Source organism: Polyangium sp. 15x6, from assembly GCF_029960785.1.
In the GTDB taxonomy this organism is placed as follows: Bacteria; Myxococcota_A; Polyangia; order Polyangiales; family Polyangiaceae; genus Polyangium.
The window spans coordinates 25638-40717 of sequence record NZ_JASBQE010000017.1 but is presented as its reverse complement, the minus strand read 5'-3'; the positions used below and the strand labels follow the sequence as shown (position 1 = coordinate 40717).

Below are 15080 nucleotides of genomic sequence, written 5' to 3'. Positions count from 1 at the left end.
AACCTGCCTGCATCAGGGCAGGATGTTGAAATTGTCGAAACGCGCCCGGCCCGGGTCCGGCGCCGGCTCGTCGATCCCTCCGGTCAGGGCCACGTACAACTCCCCGACGGGCAGCGGGTTCGGCTCGCTCGCCTGCACCGTCCATTGCTGCGCGTCGGGCGACGTCTCCCAGAACGTATTGCCGTCCTGCTCGCGAATGCGCCAGAACGCGTGCGCGGTGGGATCGTATTCGATATACGCCACATCGGTGTAGTTGTTATCGAGGATCTTGTGGAAGTACAGCGTCCCCTGGTAGAAAGCGATCTCGACCGCGTTCTCGGCCCCCGTGCCGACCTGGAATGACGCATAAGCTTTGGCGGTCGGGTTCGGGACCTCCAGCACCTGGACGAACGCGCCGCAATTCGAAATGTCGTACGGCTGGGTCGAGTAATGCACCGCGTACCCTGGGGCCCCGGACTCTATCGTCATGACCAGGTTGCCCTCGGACTCGGCGATCGACGCGCCGGCTTCCGTATAGATCGACCATTCCGCCGGATCGGTCATCCCGTCGTCGAAATCGTCCTTCAAGGCGATCGTGCACTGCGGAGCCCCGCCCGCGCCCCCGGCGCCCCCGGCGCCGCCCATGCCGGAGCTGGAACTGCTGCTCACTGGAGCGCCCCCGCCTGAATCGCTGCCGCTCGAAGCGCTCGTCCCCACGCTCGCGCCTCCGCCGCCGAGCCGCGGATCGTACGCGTTCCAGTCCCGGTTGCAGCCGACGAGGCCAACGAAGAGCGGCAACCAGCCGAGCCTCGAAATCGTGTTGTTGTACGCCATGCCAAACCTCGCCCGGATCAGAACGCCCCACCCACCTCGACGAACGCGCCCCCGGGCCCGACCACGACCCGGGCGTCCGTCTTCTTCGCCGCTTTCGGCCCGCCGAGCGTGATCATCAGCGCGCCCGCCGCCACGCCCACCGCGCCGCCCACGAGTGAGCCGAGCGCGATCGTCTCGAGCCGTTTCCCCTCGTCGATCACGTCCGCATACCGCGGATCCGTGCACCGCTTGCCCCCGCAATCGGCGACGAGCCCGTCGTATTTGCTCTGCGCCATCGCGGTCGTCACGCCAAACACCCCGAGCCCCACCACGCCGAGCCCTGCGACCACGTATCCGGCGATCCGCACCCCGCCGCCCGTCGTCGATGCCGCGGGCGCGGGCGCACTCGGCTCGGTCTTCGGCGCCTCGGCGCCCGGGGCCACGAAGATCGTCTTCGTCTGCCCGCCGACCACGACCTCCTCGCGGTGCATGGGCGCGCCTTTCGCTGGCTCGACCTCCACCACCACCTTGCCTGGCAGCACCACGATGGCCACGCCGAGCCGCTCGGCGGGCAGCGCCGTGCCATTGAGGGTCACACGCGCCCCCTCGGGCTGCGCGAGCGCCACGATCACCTTCGCCACCTTGGGCTCGAGCGCCGCGAGGTCGGCCGCCGCGCTGTCGCGGGCCCGCTCGTATTTCGGTTGCTGCTCGGCGAGCGTCGCCGCTTCGATGCGCGTCGCCGAAAGCTCTTCGTACGCCTCGACCATCTTGCCCAGCGCGAGGAGCGAGCGTGCGACCATCAATCGTGCATTCGGGCTCTTCGTGATGGAGTAGGCCTCGCGAAACTTGGCGATCGCCTCCTCGTGTCGGCCCTTGTCGAACAGATCCTGCCCCGCGTCGAACGCCTTCTGCGCCGCGGCCGGGGATGCGGAGGTCGGTCCGGCCAGCGCGGGCGCGCTCGAAAGGACGAGCTGGGCTGCCATCACCAATGCTGCGAGGGAACGTCGCATGAAACGCGTCATAACTCCCGGGGACGATAGCCCCCCTTCGATGGAGGTTTTGCCGTTCGGCTCGTCGTGGCCGTCGAAATGGGCGCCGCGGGCTTCGCCGCCGCGGGCGCCGTGTTCGCCGACGCCGACGCCGACACCACCGCGGACGCGGCGGACGGCGGCGCCGCGGCCGTCATCACGGGCGGCGCCTGCGTCTCGACCGGCGCGCCCTGCATGGCCGGCGCCTCGCTCGGTAGCTGGGCGTCCGTCGGCGGCTTCCCATACCGCATCCACACGAACACCGCGAGCGCCGCCACCGCCACCGCGCCGATCGAAATGAAAATCCCCCGGGACGACCTCTTCTTCGACGCCTCGACGTCCGCGTCCTGCGTGCTCGTGAGCGCCGTGCGTGCCGGCGTCGAGGGTGCCGGCAGCGCCGCCTCCTTGCTCCCCGTCCCCGAGCCCGTCACGCCCGAAATGCCGGACACCACCGATCGCCGGCCCTCCGGGGCGAGCGCCGACGGCGCGCGGTGCACGTTGATCGCCCGGACATACGCCGCCACCGCGCGGTGATTCGCCACCACGACCCCTTCTGCGCGCGCGGCCGCCTCCAGCGCCTCGGCGAACTCGGCGGCGCTCGTGTATCGCTCGTCCGGGTTTTTCTCCAATGCCTTCAAGCAAGCCCGCGCGATGCCCTCGGGCACCTCCGGAATCACCTCGCGCGGCGAGACGGCCGTGCCCTCGGTGATCTGGTACATCATCGCGACCTCGCTATCGGCCTGCACGAGCCGCCGGCAGGCGAGCATCTCCCACAGCACCACCCCTGCCGCATACACGTCCGTACGCCGATCGAGCGGCTTCGAGCGAATCTGCTCGGGCGCCATGTACGGCACCTTCCCCTTCACCGTCCCCGTGCGCGTGCTCGAAAGCCGGGAATCGGCGCGCGCGACCCCGAAATCGGTCAGTTTGGCAATCCCATCCGTGCTCACGAGGACGTTTTGCGGGGACACATCGCGGTGCACGATGTGCAGCGGCACGCCGCTCCCGTCCGTGAGCTCGTGCGCGGCGTCGAGGCCCGAGAGCGCGTCGAGGAAGATCCGGAGCCCGATGTCGATCGGCACGCGATCGTGCTGACGAACCGCGCGCCGCAGGATCTGCTGCAGGCTCGGCCCCTCGACGTATTCCATCACGAGCGAGAGCGTCCCCTCCTCGTTCTCGGTCACGTCCAGGGTCGCGACCACGTTCGGGTGCCGGATCTGCGCGGCGAGCCGGGCTTCGTCGAGGAACATCGCGACGAACTCCGGCTCCTTGGCGAGATGCGGGTGCATCTCCTTCACGGCGACGAGCCGTTCGAACCCGCCGAGGCCGTGGGCACGCGCGAGGTAGACCGTGGCCATGCCGCCGGACGCGATCTCGGCGAGCTTGTCGTAACGGCCGTTCTCGGATGCCATCCGGACGAGGGTACACGAGGTGCCCCGACCTCTGGAAGTCCTCCTGATCACGAGCCCTTCACGGGCCCGTCACGACCGGCTAATCGTCTTTCCCGCCGTCTGGCGGCTCCTTGTCGATGTGCACGTGGGACGCGTTGTTCAATTTGCTCAGCGTCGCCGCGTCGCCGTCCCGGATTCCGTCGTCGTTCTTGTCCGGGTGCTTCGCGTCGGGCTTCGGTAGATCCGTATTGCCGGTTTGCAGCGCGTCCTTCCCCTTTTCGAGCAGCACCATCCGCCCGCCGGCCTTGTCCTTCGCCCGCAGCGCGGCCCGGTAGAGGTTCAGGATCGCGGTCCGGCCTGCCTGCGTCCCCCGGATGCCGTTGTAGTTGCTGGGCGCCATGTCGATCGCGCCGCCGTGCTGGTGGTTCGAGTTTGGCACGCCCCCGACCGCCTTGTTGCGTTGCGGGCAACGCCACGCGCTGTTCACGGTCACCCTCTCCCCATACTCTGCCTCCACGGCTTCGAGCAGCTGGAGCATTCCGGAGTTCAGCACCACCTTGTCCGCGGCGTAGTTGTTCGCGTTGAGAAACTCCGGCCGCGGCGCTGGCACGATCTGGTCCCGGTACGGCACGTGCAGCGAGGTCTTCTTCGCCGGCAGCGACCGATAATCGACGTACTCCTGCCGGATGATGTCGCGCACGTCCTGCTCGATCTTCTCCGTGTACGTCGTCGACCGCCCGCGCGTCAGCTTCACCGTGATCTCGTAGCCCACCGGCTTGTTCCGCTGCTTCGAGCCGTTCACGGGCCGCTGCGACGCCGTCACCTTCGGGACCCACGTGAACTCCGCGCCCTTGCCCTTGTTCGGCGTCGGCGTCCCGCTGTGGCTCCCGATCGGCTTCACCTCCCACTCCGCGTCTGCCATCGGCGGGTTCGTCCGGACCGTCAGCTTCCGATCCTGCCCGATCAGGAAGATGAACTCCTTCGCCGGCACCCACACCTCTTTCGTGTACCGGTTCGGCGTCTTGTCCTGCTGCCCCTGCTCCGTGTAGCGGCTCTTGTATTCGAGCTTGAAGCCCGCCGGACAATCCGCGCAGGCCGCGCCGGCCTCGGACGCGGGCATGTTCGACGCGGCCTGATCCGCGTTCTGGAGCTGGTCTGCCTTTGCGACCTGGTCCTCCGGCCGCTCTGGCCGCGGCCGCGGAATGGGCACATCGCCTTCACTCACGACCCACCTCCTCTGCGGCCTTCGGCGCGTCGCGCTCGCGCAGCCACGCGATGGCCCGGTCCATCAATGCGCTCACCTTTTGCCATCCGCTCGCCTCCGGGTCTTCGAGAATCTCGCGGACCCAGGGCAGCGCCGGATCTTCCTCGAAATCGGGCCCGAGCACCAGCATCAGCGACACGTAACGGAACACGTCCTGCTCCGACTTGCACCCGTGACGCGCCGCGCGCCCGAGCGCCCGATCGACGAGCGCCCCGCAGCCCTCCTCGCCGAGCCTCGACCATTCCGCCGGAAAAATACCTTGGATCTGCGCGATCACGCGCTCCCGGTACTCTTCGAGCTCCGCCTGGCGCAGCGCATCCACCTGTTCGCGAAGGATTCTCAACATGACCCGGCCCTCGCCCTCCGAAATCGCGGCGCCCCACTATGGCAGCGCCATCACCTCCACCACCGCCGCCCCCTTCGCGCCCGCCTTCTTCGGCGCCACGAGCTTGCCGCTCTCGAGATCGAAGCGCCCCGCCGCCGCCTCGATCACCTTCTTCGTCTTCGCCCCGTCCACGCCCGCCCCGCTCGTCACGGACACGCGCACCACGCTCCGCTCGAACACCGCCGCGAGCAGCCCGATCGTGTCGATCAGCGCCTCCTCGTCGAGCTTTTCCTGACGGAACACGACGAGCGGCTTCGCGCCCTCTTCCAGCTTGCCCTTGCTCGCCTCGGCCTTCGCGTCGCCGCCGGGCAGCGCGCCCGACCGCGCGAGCGCCGCGATCACGTTCGTCGCGATCGGCGGCGCCTCCGGCGGCGGCGTCGCGAGCAGCGACGCCCCGCGATAAAGCTGCCACGACCGCTGGAACAACGTCGTCAGCGTGAGCGCCCCGCGCCCCGACAGACCCGCCATCCTCGCGTTGTCCCCGATCGACGCCGGCGCCACGTCCCCGAGCCGCCGCAAGAGCGTGAGCGGCTCCGGCGCGCCCTTCGCTGCTGCCACGATCCGCGCCCCGCCCGGCGGATCCGTGGCGAGCTTCTTCTGACCTTCCAGAAGACCCTTCGCGAGCGCCGCGAGCGCGCGCTCCTTGTCGGCGATGAACCCGCGCGGCGCCACGGCCACGAGCGGAACGAGCTTCGGCGCGTCCGCCGTCGTCAGCACGATCTTGCGCCCTGCGGCCCCGTCCGCGCCCATCTCCGTCCGATCGAACGCGATGAACCCGGCCTCTTTTTCGTCGTGACTCCCCGGCGCCACGACCTTCACGTTCGCGGACGGCACGCCCGCCACGTCGAGCAAGAACAGCCCCACGAACGTCGACGGCGCGCCCGGCCTACCCACCAGCGTCACGTCGCCCTTCACGGGCCCCGTGGGCAGCCCGTCCTTCGCTGCGAACGCCTCGCGCCCGCGGGAAAACCCGGCCACGAAGAACACCTCGGGCGACAGCGCCCGCAGCCGCTCGTAGGCCGCGATGAACGTCGGCAGCGGCACCACGGCCACGTCCGCGCCGTTCTCGTCCCCGCCGCCGCGCGCGAGCGCCTCCTCGACCGCGCTCATCGCGTCCGACACCGCGATCCGCACGTCGAGCCCCGCCGCCGTGAACACGCTCTTCGGCCCCGGCGTTTGTCCCTCGTTCGCGAGCATCCCCGGCGCCGCGAGCTCCCAGCCGAGCGACACCACCTTCAGCGGCCGATCGAGCAACGCCTGCGGCTTCGCGTCCGCCGGCGGCGCGCCTGCGCTCGAGCTCCCGTTCGCCACGGGCACGGGGCCCGCGCTCGCGCTCGTGCTCGGCACGGGCCCCGCGCTCGCGACGGCGCTCGCCGCGGGGCCTGCGCTCGTGCTCCCGCTCGGCGCGGGCAGCGCGGCTTCTGCGGCCTCGCTTTTCGCCGGCGGCGCCGTGTGGGGCGCGCGGCTCCGCGTCACGAAGATCGCGCCGAACCCTCCGAGGAGGCAGATGAGCAAGACGAAGACGATTTTCTGGCGCAATGGACTCACCACTGGCTGGAGGAGGCGCTCGGATCGCCGAGCTTGCGCCGCCCCGGGTAACTCGATTTGACGAGGCGCTTGAGCTCGTTCACCGGCACGGCGAGGTTCAGGTTCTGCGCTCCCGCGAAGGCACCGCCGAACTGGGCCGTGTTGATCCCGATCACCTCACCGCGCATGTTGAACAGCGGCCCGCCCGAGTTTCCCGGGGAAATCGGCACCGAGATCTGGATCCACTGCCGCCCCTCGTGCAGCCGCCGCGCCGAGACCAGCCCGTCGGTCAGCGTGTGCTCGAGCCCGAGCGGATTGCCGATCGCGATCGCCCTCTCGCCGACCACGATCTTGTCCGAGTCGCCGAGATCGAGCGGCTTCGCGCTCGGCGGCGTGCCGCCTTCGAGGGGCTTCTCGATCTCGATCCCGAGGAGGGCGAGGTCCGCCTCGCGGCTGTCCACGAGCACCTGGATGTCGCCGTAGATCGCGCCGTTCTCGAACTTGAGCCGCGCCGACGCGGCGCCGTCGATCACGTGGTGGTTCGTCACGACGACCCCCGCCTCGTCGATCAAGAACCCCGTCCCGCCGCCTTGCGCCTCGCCCTTCTTCACGAAGATCGTCACGACCGACGGCGACAGATCACGGAAGAGCTCGGCCGGCGTCTTGTCGCCCTTCCCCGTCGCGCCGGCGTCCACGGGCGCGCTCGCGTCCGCTGCCGTGCCTGCGTCCGCGACCGCGGGCGTCACCGCCGCCGCGTCCGCTTCTGCGCCGGCGTCCGCTGCGGCTTCCGCGTCTGCGCCGGCGTCCGTGACCGCGTCCATCGCGGGCGTGGCGGCGGGTGCGGGCTCCGGGAACGCGGGCTTCACGCCGCCGAGCAGATACGCGACCTGCGCGAGCGTCTTGTAACCCGAGGCCGCGAGACGATCGCCTTCCTTCACGTAGAGCGACCCGGTGAACTTCGCGGCGCCCGTGAACGCGAGCGACACGCCGAGCAAGAAGATCGCGAGCACGTCGGAGATGATGCTCGCCCCGCCCTTGGTTTCTCCTTCTGGCAGGAGCCTGTCGGCGATCCCGAGCGGCACGATCACGGTCACGGCGAGCGCGATGAGCGCCCGGGCATAACCGTTCTCGGTCAACGCGCCGACCGCGGCCATGAGCGACACCAGGGTCGCGACGAACCCCCAGACGATCGCGACGACCTTGAGAAGGATCAGCGCGACACGAAACCCTGTCGATGGCTGGCTCGGCGTGAGCCTGGGTGCTGGCTTGGGCGTGGGTTTGGGGCTGGGCATGGGGGGTTTGGGGGCGGAGCTCGGCTTGCCGAGCGGAGCCCTCATCACGAGACGAACGCTCTGGCGGAAGCGAGCGTCGCTCTCGGTTCGGCGTCGCGTCAAGCCAGAGCTTGCTAGGAGCGCCGATCCGGCGCTAGACGAAGGACGTGTCCGACGACGCACGTGCTCCGGAGCCCGAGACCGATCCCGTCCTCGCGAAGCTCGACACGCTCCCCGTAAAGCCCGGCTGTTACCTCTTCTACGACAAGACCGGCGCCGCGATCTACGTGGGCAAGGCGAAGAGCCTGCGCTCGCGCGTCCGCAGCTACTTCCAGGAGGGTGGCAGCGACTCGCGTTACTTCATCCCGATCCTGCGCAAGATCGTGCGGGACCTGGAGACCGTCGTCACCGCCACGGAGAAGGAAGCGGCCGTCCTCGAGAACGAGCTCATCAAGAAGCACAAGCCGCGCTTCAACGTGAAGCTCCGGGACGACAAGGACTTCCTCTGCCTGCGCATCGACACGAAAAACGCCTGGCCGCGCCTCGAGACCGTGCGCCGCCCCTCGCCCGACGGCGCCCGCTACTTCGGCCCCTTCCACTCGGCGACGAGCGCGCGCCGCACGCTCCACCTCGTCAACAAGCACTGGAAGCTCCGCACCTGCACCGACCTCGACATGGCCTCGCGGCGCAGGCCCTGCTTGCAATACCAGATCAAGCGCTGCCCCGCGCCGTGCGTCTACGAGGTCGATCGCGACGAATACGCCGAGCAGGTCCGCTCCGTCTCGCTCTTCCTCGAAGGCCGCCACGACGAGCTCACGGGCGAGCTCGAAAAACGCATGAAGGAAGCGGCGCGCGCCATGGAGTTCGAGCGCGCGGCGATCTACCGCGACCAGCTCAAGGCCGTCGAGAGCGCGCGTGAATCGCAGCGCGTCGTCTCCGTGAAGGACGTCGACCAGGACGTCGTCGGCCTCTACCGCGAGGGCTCGATCGCCGAGGTCGAGCTCATCAAGGTCCGGAGCGGCCGCGTCGCGGACACCGTCTCGTTCTCCCTGCGCGGCGTCGAGCTGCCCGACGAAGAAATCCTCGGCAATTTCCTCACGCAATACTACGGCGACGAGGCCGAGGTTCCGGTCGACGTCATCCCGGACGAGATCCTCCTGCCCGTCTTGCCGGACGGCGCCGAGGGTGTCTCGGAATGGCTCGGCGATCGCCGAGGCCGCAAGGTCGCGCTCGTCGTGCCGCAGCGCGGACCGCGCGTCGAGCTCCTCGCTATGGCGCGCGAGAATGCCGAGCACGCATTCAAGGAAAAGCAGCGCGCCTCGGACGACATCGAGGCGCGGCTCGACGACCTGCGCGAGCGCCTGCGTTTGCCCGCGCTCCCGCGGCGCATCGAGTGTTGCGACATCTCGCATCTCGGCGGCGGCGATACCGTCGGCTCGATCGTCTCGCTCAAGGACGGCCAGCCCGACCGCAAGCATTACAGAAGCTTCCGGGTCCGCACGAAGACCGAGGGCGACGATTACGCGGCGATGTACGAGGTCCTCGCCCGCCGCTTCCGGCGCGGCCGCACGGCGAAGGAGGTCAAGGAGGCGGAGGTCGCCGCGGAACTGGCCGCGGAGGCGGCGGCGGAAGCGGATCTCGCGGCGGACGCTTCGGCGATTGCGGAGCCGGGCATGGAGCTCGATGAGGCCGCGGAGGCGATCGACGAGGCCCGCACGGAGACGCCCTCGGAGCCGCCGCCGCCGTCCTCGGGGAAGAAGGCCGAGACCGACTGGGATTTGCCGGACCTCTTCGTGGTCGACGGCGGCCGGGGCCAGCTCAATGTCGCGCTCTCGGCGGCGCGCGATCTGGGCCTGCACGACTTGCCCATCGTGGGCCTCGCGAAGGAGCGGGAGAGCGTGATCGGCGAGAAGATGGTCGACCGCGTGTATTTGCCTGGCCAGAAGAACGGCATCTTGCTCCGGCCTGGCAGCTCGTCGCTGTTCTTCCTGGCGAGGACGCGCGACGAGGCGCACCGGTTCGCGAACCATATTCGCGAAAAGCTCGGCAAAGCGCGGCGACTCCGCTCCGAAATCGAGGACATCCCCGGCCTCGGCGACGCCGTCCGCAAGGCCCTCCTGCGCGAGCTCGGCTCGATGGCGGCGCTGCGCACGGCGACGGACGCGCAGATCCTCGCCGTGACGGGCGTGACGAAGCGCCATTTGACGGCGATCCGGAAGGTGATTGCGGCGCCGGGGGTGGTGGCGGAGCCTGCGCCAGGGCCGACTGCCGCAGAGGCTATGCCCGCAGAAGACCGCAAGGACGAAGCATAGCGGGCCGAGGCGCACCGCCGGGGTGACGTTCGCGCCCTACACGCGCCGCATGGCGAAGGCAATCCCACTCTGGAGCGTGCTGCGCGTGACGATGTTGCCGAGATCCACGCCGAGACCGATGAGCGCCTGGGCCACCTCGGCGCGAATCCCCGTGAGCACCACCTCTGCGCCGAGCAGCCGCACCGCCCTGGCGGCGCGCAGCAGCGCATCGGCCGCCGCAGCGTCGACGGTCGCCACGCCCGTGATATCGAGAATGGCCACCTTCGCGCTCCGCGCCGCCACGCCTGAAAGCAAGCTATCGAGCACGCGCTCGGCGCGCGCCTCGTCCACCATGCCGATGAGCGGCATCACGACCGCGTGATCGCTGATGGGAATGAGGGGCGTCGAGAGCTCCGCCAGCATGGCCGCCTGCGCCCGGATGATCTCGTCCGCGTACTGCCGCCGCTCCTCCTCCACCTGCTTCGCCGCCCGTAGATCACGCGTGACAGCCCCGATGCCGATCGGCTGTCCCGTCTCCTGGTCCTTGATGAGGAACGCGTTGTATTGCGTGGGGAACGCCTCGCCCGTCTCGAGGTGCCTGAACTCGAGCTCCCCCTTCCAGCACCCCGTCTCCAGGATCACCGGTATGATGTCCTGCACGAAAAAGCGGGTGGCCTCCGGCGTGAGCACCTTCGTGACGTCGAAGCCTCGCATGTCCGCGTCGACGTCGTATCCGATCAGCCTCCGGCCGGCCGCGTTGCAGTAGATCGTGCGGCCGTCCAGCGTGCAGATGCCGATGAAATCGGCGCACGCTTCCACGGCGGCGATCATCTGCTGCCGCTCCTCGGCCTCCCGCTTCGCCGCCCGCAGGTCGCGCGTGACCGTGGCCAGGGCGAGCGGCGCCCCCGTCTCGGGGTGCCGGACGACATAGATGCTGTAATAGACGGCGATGGGCTCGCCCGTGGGCATGTGCCGGAACCGGAACTCTCCCTCCCAGTGGCCCTCGGTCATGAGAATGGGGACGATCTCCTCCAAAAGCCTGGGAATGTCCTCCGGCATCACGTAATCGGACATCACGGTGCCCTGCACCTGCTCCGCGCGCTCGAGCCCCACGAGTTTGCGGCCGGCCGTATTGACGAAAATGGCCTCCCCCTCGAGCGAGGCGATCCCCACGAAATCCGTGCAGCACTCGAGGGCGGCTGTCATGAGGATGCGCTCCTCCTCCATGCGTTCGAGGAGAGTCTCCTTGGCGCGCAGGGCCTCGATGGTTCGCTCTTGCAGAGCGACCTGCTCCTCCAGCGCGGCGATGCGCCGAGACAATGCCTCCAAGGATCCTCGATCCTCGGACCTCCCCTCGGAACAGCCATTCATGAAGACGAACGTATCCGAGCGGCGTGAAAAGTTGCAACAGGGATCACGCCCTCGCGCGGACCTCGCCGCGGCGTAAATCGTCAACGGATTGACGAACCACAGCCATCAACGCGCCGATACTTTGGCGCCGAGCCCCGTCATCTGCGTGTTCAGCTGCGTTTCCAGCTCGGTCGCAAAGTCCGAACAGAAGGACGCCCGGATCCAGTCCGTCCTTCGCTGCATCACGAGCGTGGACGCGGTGGTCGCGGCTGCGGCGCTCACCTGCGCGGCCTTCTGCTGCGTGATCACCCCGTGAACCGCGTGCCGGATCGGCATCCAGACGAAGACCTGGCAAGACCAGGCATTCGAGAAGAAGAAGCTCCGGCCATCCACGAAGCGCAGCGTGGCGCCGGCGGCTTGCCATCCGCCGGCTTGGTCCGTCCCGCCGTCGGCCACGACCGTGATGAAGGGGAACTCTGCTTGCGAGACGCCGCCGATCCATACGATCGGATTTTCGGCTTCTTCCGTGTCCTCCTCGACGTCCTCCGGAGCCGCCTGCGCAATCGCAGGAATCGCCGCACAAAGGGCGGCGATCATCCACGCAAACCAGGGCTTGCCAGCTCGAACCATGTCTCCTCCTCCCCGGCAGGGTCCGCCGGGCACGCAGGGCTACATGGGTCCGCTCGGCGTCGCGTCGATGCTCGGATCGCGCTCCGTGGTGAGGTTCAGCCGTCCGCCTCGAACGCGCTCTCGTCGAACAGGGACCGATGGGCGTGGTGGGCCTCCACCCGACGCGCCAGGGCGTGCCGCCCGAGGGCCTCATACCCTGCGACCATCAGCTCCAGGGCCTCGGCCTGCCAAAGCGGGGGCCGCTCGTCCTGGGGCGGCCATGGATAGGAAGCGTGCAATTCCCGCCCGAGGGCCAGCGCATAACGAGGATCTCCCTCCGCGAGTTCTCGCTTGGCGCGCGCAATCCAGCCCGGCAGCTTTGCCTGGACCTCGTCCGCCGCATCCTGGTACTTCGCCAGCGCGTCGGCGAGCTCGATTCCTTGGGAATCTCCCTGCTCGGTCCAGATGCCAAAGATACCCATCTTGGGGTCCACCGCGCTCCGCTCCGCGTAGGACCAGCGCATGGCGGCGCGGTCCTCCCGTCGAATTCGCGCTTCGTGCTCCGCGAACCCATCCAGCACCTCGAGCAGCCGCCGCGCCAGGAGCATCTCGTCCTTTCGGCAGTGGAATGCGCCCACCTCGTCTTCGAGGACGCCGTTCACCCACGCGCGAATCTGATCCAGCAGCGTCTCCCCGCGCCAAACCTGGAAGTGGAGGCTATTATCGACGAGCATCACGCCGCTCGGCGTACAGGACGGATCGTCGTAGACCAGGGCGAGCCGATGGTCGGGGCCGGCCGCCGCGACGAGCAGGTACTCGGGGGCATCGCACGGCTGGACCTGGTGCAATCGCTCGTCGAAGCCCTCCTTGACCTTTCGATCGAGCCCGCCGTCTTCGAATAGCTCCATCACGCCCGCGGGGTCGATGCTGAACAGCTCCCGGAAACCACGCGCCTCGGATTCCGTGAGGCTCGAGAAATAGGCCCACGCGAGCGCGACATGTTTGGGCAAGCGGAACCCGTACGTCTTCTCCACCCGCGCCGCGACCGCCGGGAAGCGCAAAAGGGCGGTCTCCAGCGCGGCGGCCCAGCGACGCTCGTCCTGCTCCGCGTCCGAAGGGTGCTCGGCCTCCAGATAGGCCCTGTATTGCTGCTCCTTGTTTCTGCCGCCGTTCTGGAGACCGTCCCGGATGGCCCACGCGAAGTCCTCCTCGGTGGTATTCGCTTCATCGGCCAGCGCGTAGTCGCTCCACATGTCACGGATGCCCATCGCGTCGATGACCTCCTGGCCCGCGTTGTCATCCGCTCGAAGGCGCTCGATGCACGGCTTCCAGCGCCTCGCGATGTCCGGGAACCCCTTCTGCCACCCGGCGAGGAACGCGCGAAAGCGCTGCACGGAGACGTTCTTCACGTCGTACTGCGCGGTAACGAAGAACCCCACGGCCGAATCGTCCTCGGGATCCGTGTGGGTGAAGGCCAGGGTCAATGTGAGGATTCCATCCTGGAGCTGGATACAGTCGCTCGGATCCGCGGCCTGTCCGTCCGCGGTCTCGAATCCCAGCTTGTATTCGCCGCGCTGGATCAGGAAGGGAAAATAGTCTCCCGCAAGCGACACGGCAAACTCGAACCCCAGCGGTTCGGTGGCGGGATCTGCGTCCTTGTAGGCGTCCTTCATGAAGATCCCACGATTCGCGTGGTGAACCTCCGCTTTGCGCGCGAGCGCGCCTCGCCCGAGCGCCTCGTACGCGGCCACCATCAACGAAAGCGCCTCTGCCTGCCAGAGGGTGGAGAAGTTCTGCCGATCCGGGACGCCGCAGGCGCAATGGAGCTCCCGGCCGAGCGCCAATGCATATCGCGGATCTCCTTCCGCGAGGAGCTGCCTGGCGCGCGCGACCGCCTGCGTGACGGCCTCCTGGGATTCGGCGGCATGGATGTCCGACGGAATCTCGAAGCCCGCGCCATCCCCCAGGTCGGTGCAAATGCCGACCCCCGAGCGAAGCTCCGCCATCTGCGCGCGCTCGCTGTAAGGCCAGCGCATCCGGGCGCGATCTTCCTCGCGGACCTGCTCGGTATACGCCTCGAACTCCTCGAGCGCCTCCAGGAACAAGCGGACGTTGAAGAACGCGGTTTCGTCGATCTTCCCGCCGTCGCTCAGAAGCCCGGGGTACTTGACGAGCTCACGGGCCCAGTCCCGGAAGAAGTCGAGGAAGGTCTCTCCCATCCAACGGGACTTGTCTTCCATGTCGTAAACGACCGCGCCGCTGGGAAGGTAGGCCGGATCGTCATAGAAGAGCGCGAACGCGTGGAAGTCCCCGAGGAACATGATCAGGGCCTCCGGCGGGAAGGCCGGAGCGACGAAGTGCATCCGCGGATCGAATCCCTCCTTGAGCGGCCGCTGGAAAGCGCGCTCCGAATAAAGGCTGAGCACCCCCGAGGACACCGTAGAAGGGCCGATGCCGAGGCGCTGGGCTGGTGCCCGCCACTCATACGGAGAGAGGCTCGAGAAAAAAGCCCAGGTCAGCGCCGCATGCTTGGGCAGGAGAAGTCCGTAGGTCTGCTCGACCCGGGCCGCCACCTCCGCGTGGCGAGCCATGCATTGGTCGACGGCTTCGGCGCGCCGGCGCTGGGCGTCTTCTTTGCCCTTGGGCCGCGCCTTCTGCAGGTAGGCCTGGTAGCCCTCCTCGGTCTTCTCGAGGAACGTCCGGTCGTCCTCGTCCTCGGGACGAGGCGTCAGGAACGCCCGCTCGAAATCGTCCGCCGTCACGTTCGCCGGATCGTCGAACGCCTCCTCACGCGCCACGCCGGGGTCGTGCTCGAGGGAGGGGAACGCCCGCTGGAAGCCCTCCAGATAGGCCACCCAGCGCTCCTCGGTGAGCTTCGTCAGGTCGTACGTCCTCGCAAACTCCATGACGTCGGAGATGCTGCCATCGGGCATTCTTATCACGAGCATGTAGGTCAGGGTGAGGGTATCGCCTTCGATCTCGATGTCGTCGGATGGCGACTTGTCTTGATAAAAAAGGCTCCTCAGCCCGAAGGTGACCCCGTCGTGCTCGAACGGGAAGAACCGCAAGGCAATCTCTTCGATCTGGTGGGCAGTGAGCATGGTCTTCGGGTGGGAGGTGGAGCGAAGGGGCCGGGGTCGGTCCGCGGGTTATGACGACGCGTGGCGTAGGT

The 15080-nt window shown here is 68.4% G+C and carries 11 protein-coding genes; 1 reads left to right on the top strand and 10 read right to left on the bottom strand.

Going from position 1 to position 15080, the window contains the following annotated elements; genetic code table 11:
- Positions 1–12: 12 nt before the first annotated feature.
- The 7 genes from QHF83_RS14910 to QHF83_RS14880 all read right to left on the bottom strand — a co-directional run bounded on the left by QHF83_RS14910 (position 13) and on the right by QHF83_RS14880 (position 7781).
- Positions 13–813 carry a hypothetical protein gene (locus QHF83_RS14910; RefSeq protein WP_282418491.1) on the bottom strand — a complete coding sequence of 267 codons (801 nt, stop codon included), beginning with the start codon at positions 811–813 and terminating at the stop codon, positions 13–15.
- A gap of 17 nt (positions 814–830) precedes the next feature.
- Positions 831–1802, bottom strand: coding sequence for a CDC27 family protein (locus QHF83_RS14905; RefSeq protein WP_282418490.1), 972 nt, complete (start codon positions 1800–1802; stop codon positions 831–833).
- Positions 1803–1810: 8 nt separating this feature from the next.
- On the bottom strand, positions 1811–3232 hold the full coding sequence (locus QHF83_RS14900) for a serine/threonine-protein kinase (protein WP_282418489.1): 1422 nt from the start codon (positions 3230–3232) through the stop codon (positions 1811–1813).
- A 79-nt stretch (positions 3233–3311) separates the two neighbouring features.
- Entirely contained in the window at positions 3312–4436 is a 1125-nt protein-coding gene (locus QHF83_RS14895) for a D-Ala-D-Ala carboxypeptidase family metallohydrolase (RefSeq protein WP_282418488.1), read from the bottom strand.
- Positions 4429–4821 carry a hypothetical protein gene (locus tag QHF83_RS14890; RefSeq protein WP_282418487.1) on the bottom strand — a complete coding sequence of 131 codons (393 nt, stop codon included), beginning with the start codon at positions 4819–4821 and terminating at the stop codon, positions 4429–4431. Before QHF83_RS14890 ends, QHF83_RS14895 begins: the two co-directional genes overlap by 8 nt.
- A 36-nt stretch (positions 4822–4857) precedes the next feature.
- Positions 4858–6399 carry a hypothetical protein gene (locus tag QHF83_RS14885; protein ID WP_282418486.1) on the bottom strand — a complete coding sequence of 514 codons (1542 nt, stop codon included), beginning with the start codon at positions 6397–6399 and terminating at the stop codon, positions 4858–4860.
- 5 nt (positions 6400–6404) lie between these two features.
- Positions 6405–7781 (bottom strand): trypsin-like peptidase domain-containing protein, encoded by a 1377-nt coding sequence (locus tag QHF83_RS14880; protein ID WP_282418485.1) that lies wholly within the window; start codon positions 7779–7781, stop codon positions 6405–6407.
- A gap of 44 nt (positions 7782–7825) precedes the next feature.
- Here QHF83_RS14880 and uvrC point away from each other — a divergent pair, with 44 nt between their 5' ends.
- Entirely contained in the window at positions 7826–9970 is a 2145-nt protein-coding gene (uvrC, locus tag QHF83_RS14875; RefSeq protein WP_282418484.1) for an excinuclease ABC subunit UvrC, read from the top strand.
- A 36-nt stretch (positions 9971–10006) separates the two neighbouring features.
- Here uvrC and QHF83_RS14870 read toward each other — a convergent pair whose 3' ends face one another.
- From QHF83_RS14870 to QHF83_RS14860, 3 genes are all read right to left on the bottom strand, one after another.
- Positions 10007–11278 carry a PAS domain S-box protein gene (locus tag QHF83_RS14870; protein WP_282418483.1) on the bottom strand — a complete coding sequence of 424 codons (1272 nt, stop codon included), beginning with the start codon at positions 11276–11278 and terminating at the stop codon, positions 10007–10009.
- Between the two features lie 147 nt (positions 11279–11425).
- Positions 11426–11929, bottom strand: a complete 504-nt coding sequence (locus QHF83_RS14865; protein ID WP_282418482.1) for a hypothetical protein — start codon at positions 11927–11929, stop codon at positions 11426–11428.
- 95 nt (positions 11930–12024) lie between these two features.
- Positions 12025–15009, bottom strand: coding sequence for a hypothetical protein (locus tag QHF83_RS14860; RefSeq protein ID WP_282418481.1), 2985 nt, complete (start codon positions 15007–15009; stop codon positions 12025–12027).
- Between the last annotated feature and the right edge of the window lie 71 nt (positions 15010–15080).

Coding starts and splice junctions, on each gene's coding strand:
- QHF83_RS14860 (WP_282418481.1), bottom strand. CDS start 15,009: ATGCTCACTGCCCACCAGATCGAAGAGATTGCCTTGCGGTTCTTCCCG.
- QHF83_RS14900 (WP_282418489.1), bottom strand. CDS start 3,232: ATGGCATCCGAGAACGGCCGTTACGACAAGCTCGCCGAGATCGCGTCC.
- QHF83_RS14865 (WP_282418482.1), bottom strand. CDS start 11,929: ATGGTTCGAGCTGGCAAGCCCTGGTTTGCGTGGATGATCGCCGCCCTT.
- QHF83_RS14910 (WP_282418491.1), bottom strand. CDS start 813: ATGGCGTACAACAACACGATTTCGAGGCTCGGCTGGTTGCCGCTCTTC.
- QHF83_RS14890 (WP_282418487.1), bottom strand. CDS start 4,821: ATGTTGAGAATCCTTCGCGAACAGGTGGATGCGCTGCGCCAGGCGGAG.
- QHF83_RS14905 (WP_282418490.1), bottom strand. CDS start 1,802: ATGCGACGTTCCCTCGCAGCATTGGTGATGGCAGCCCAGCTCGTCCTT.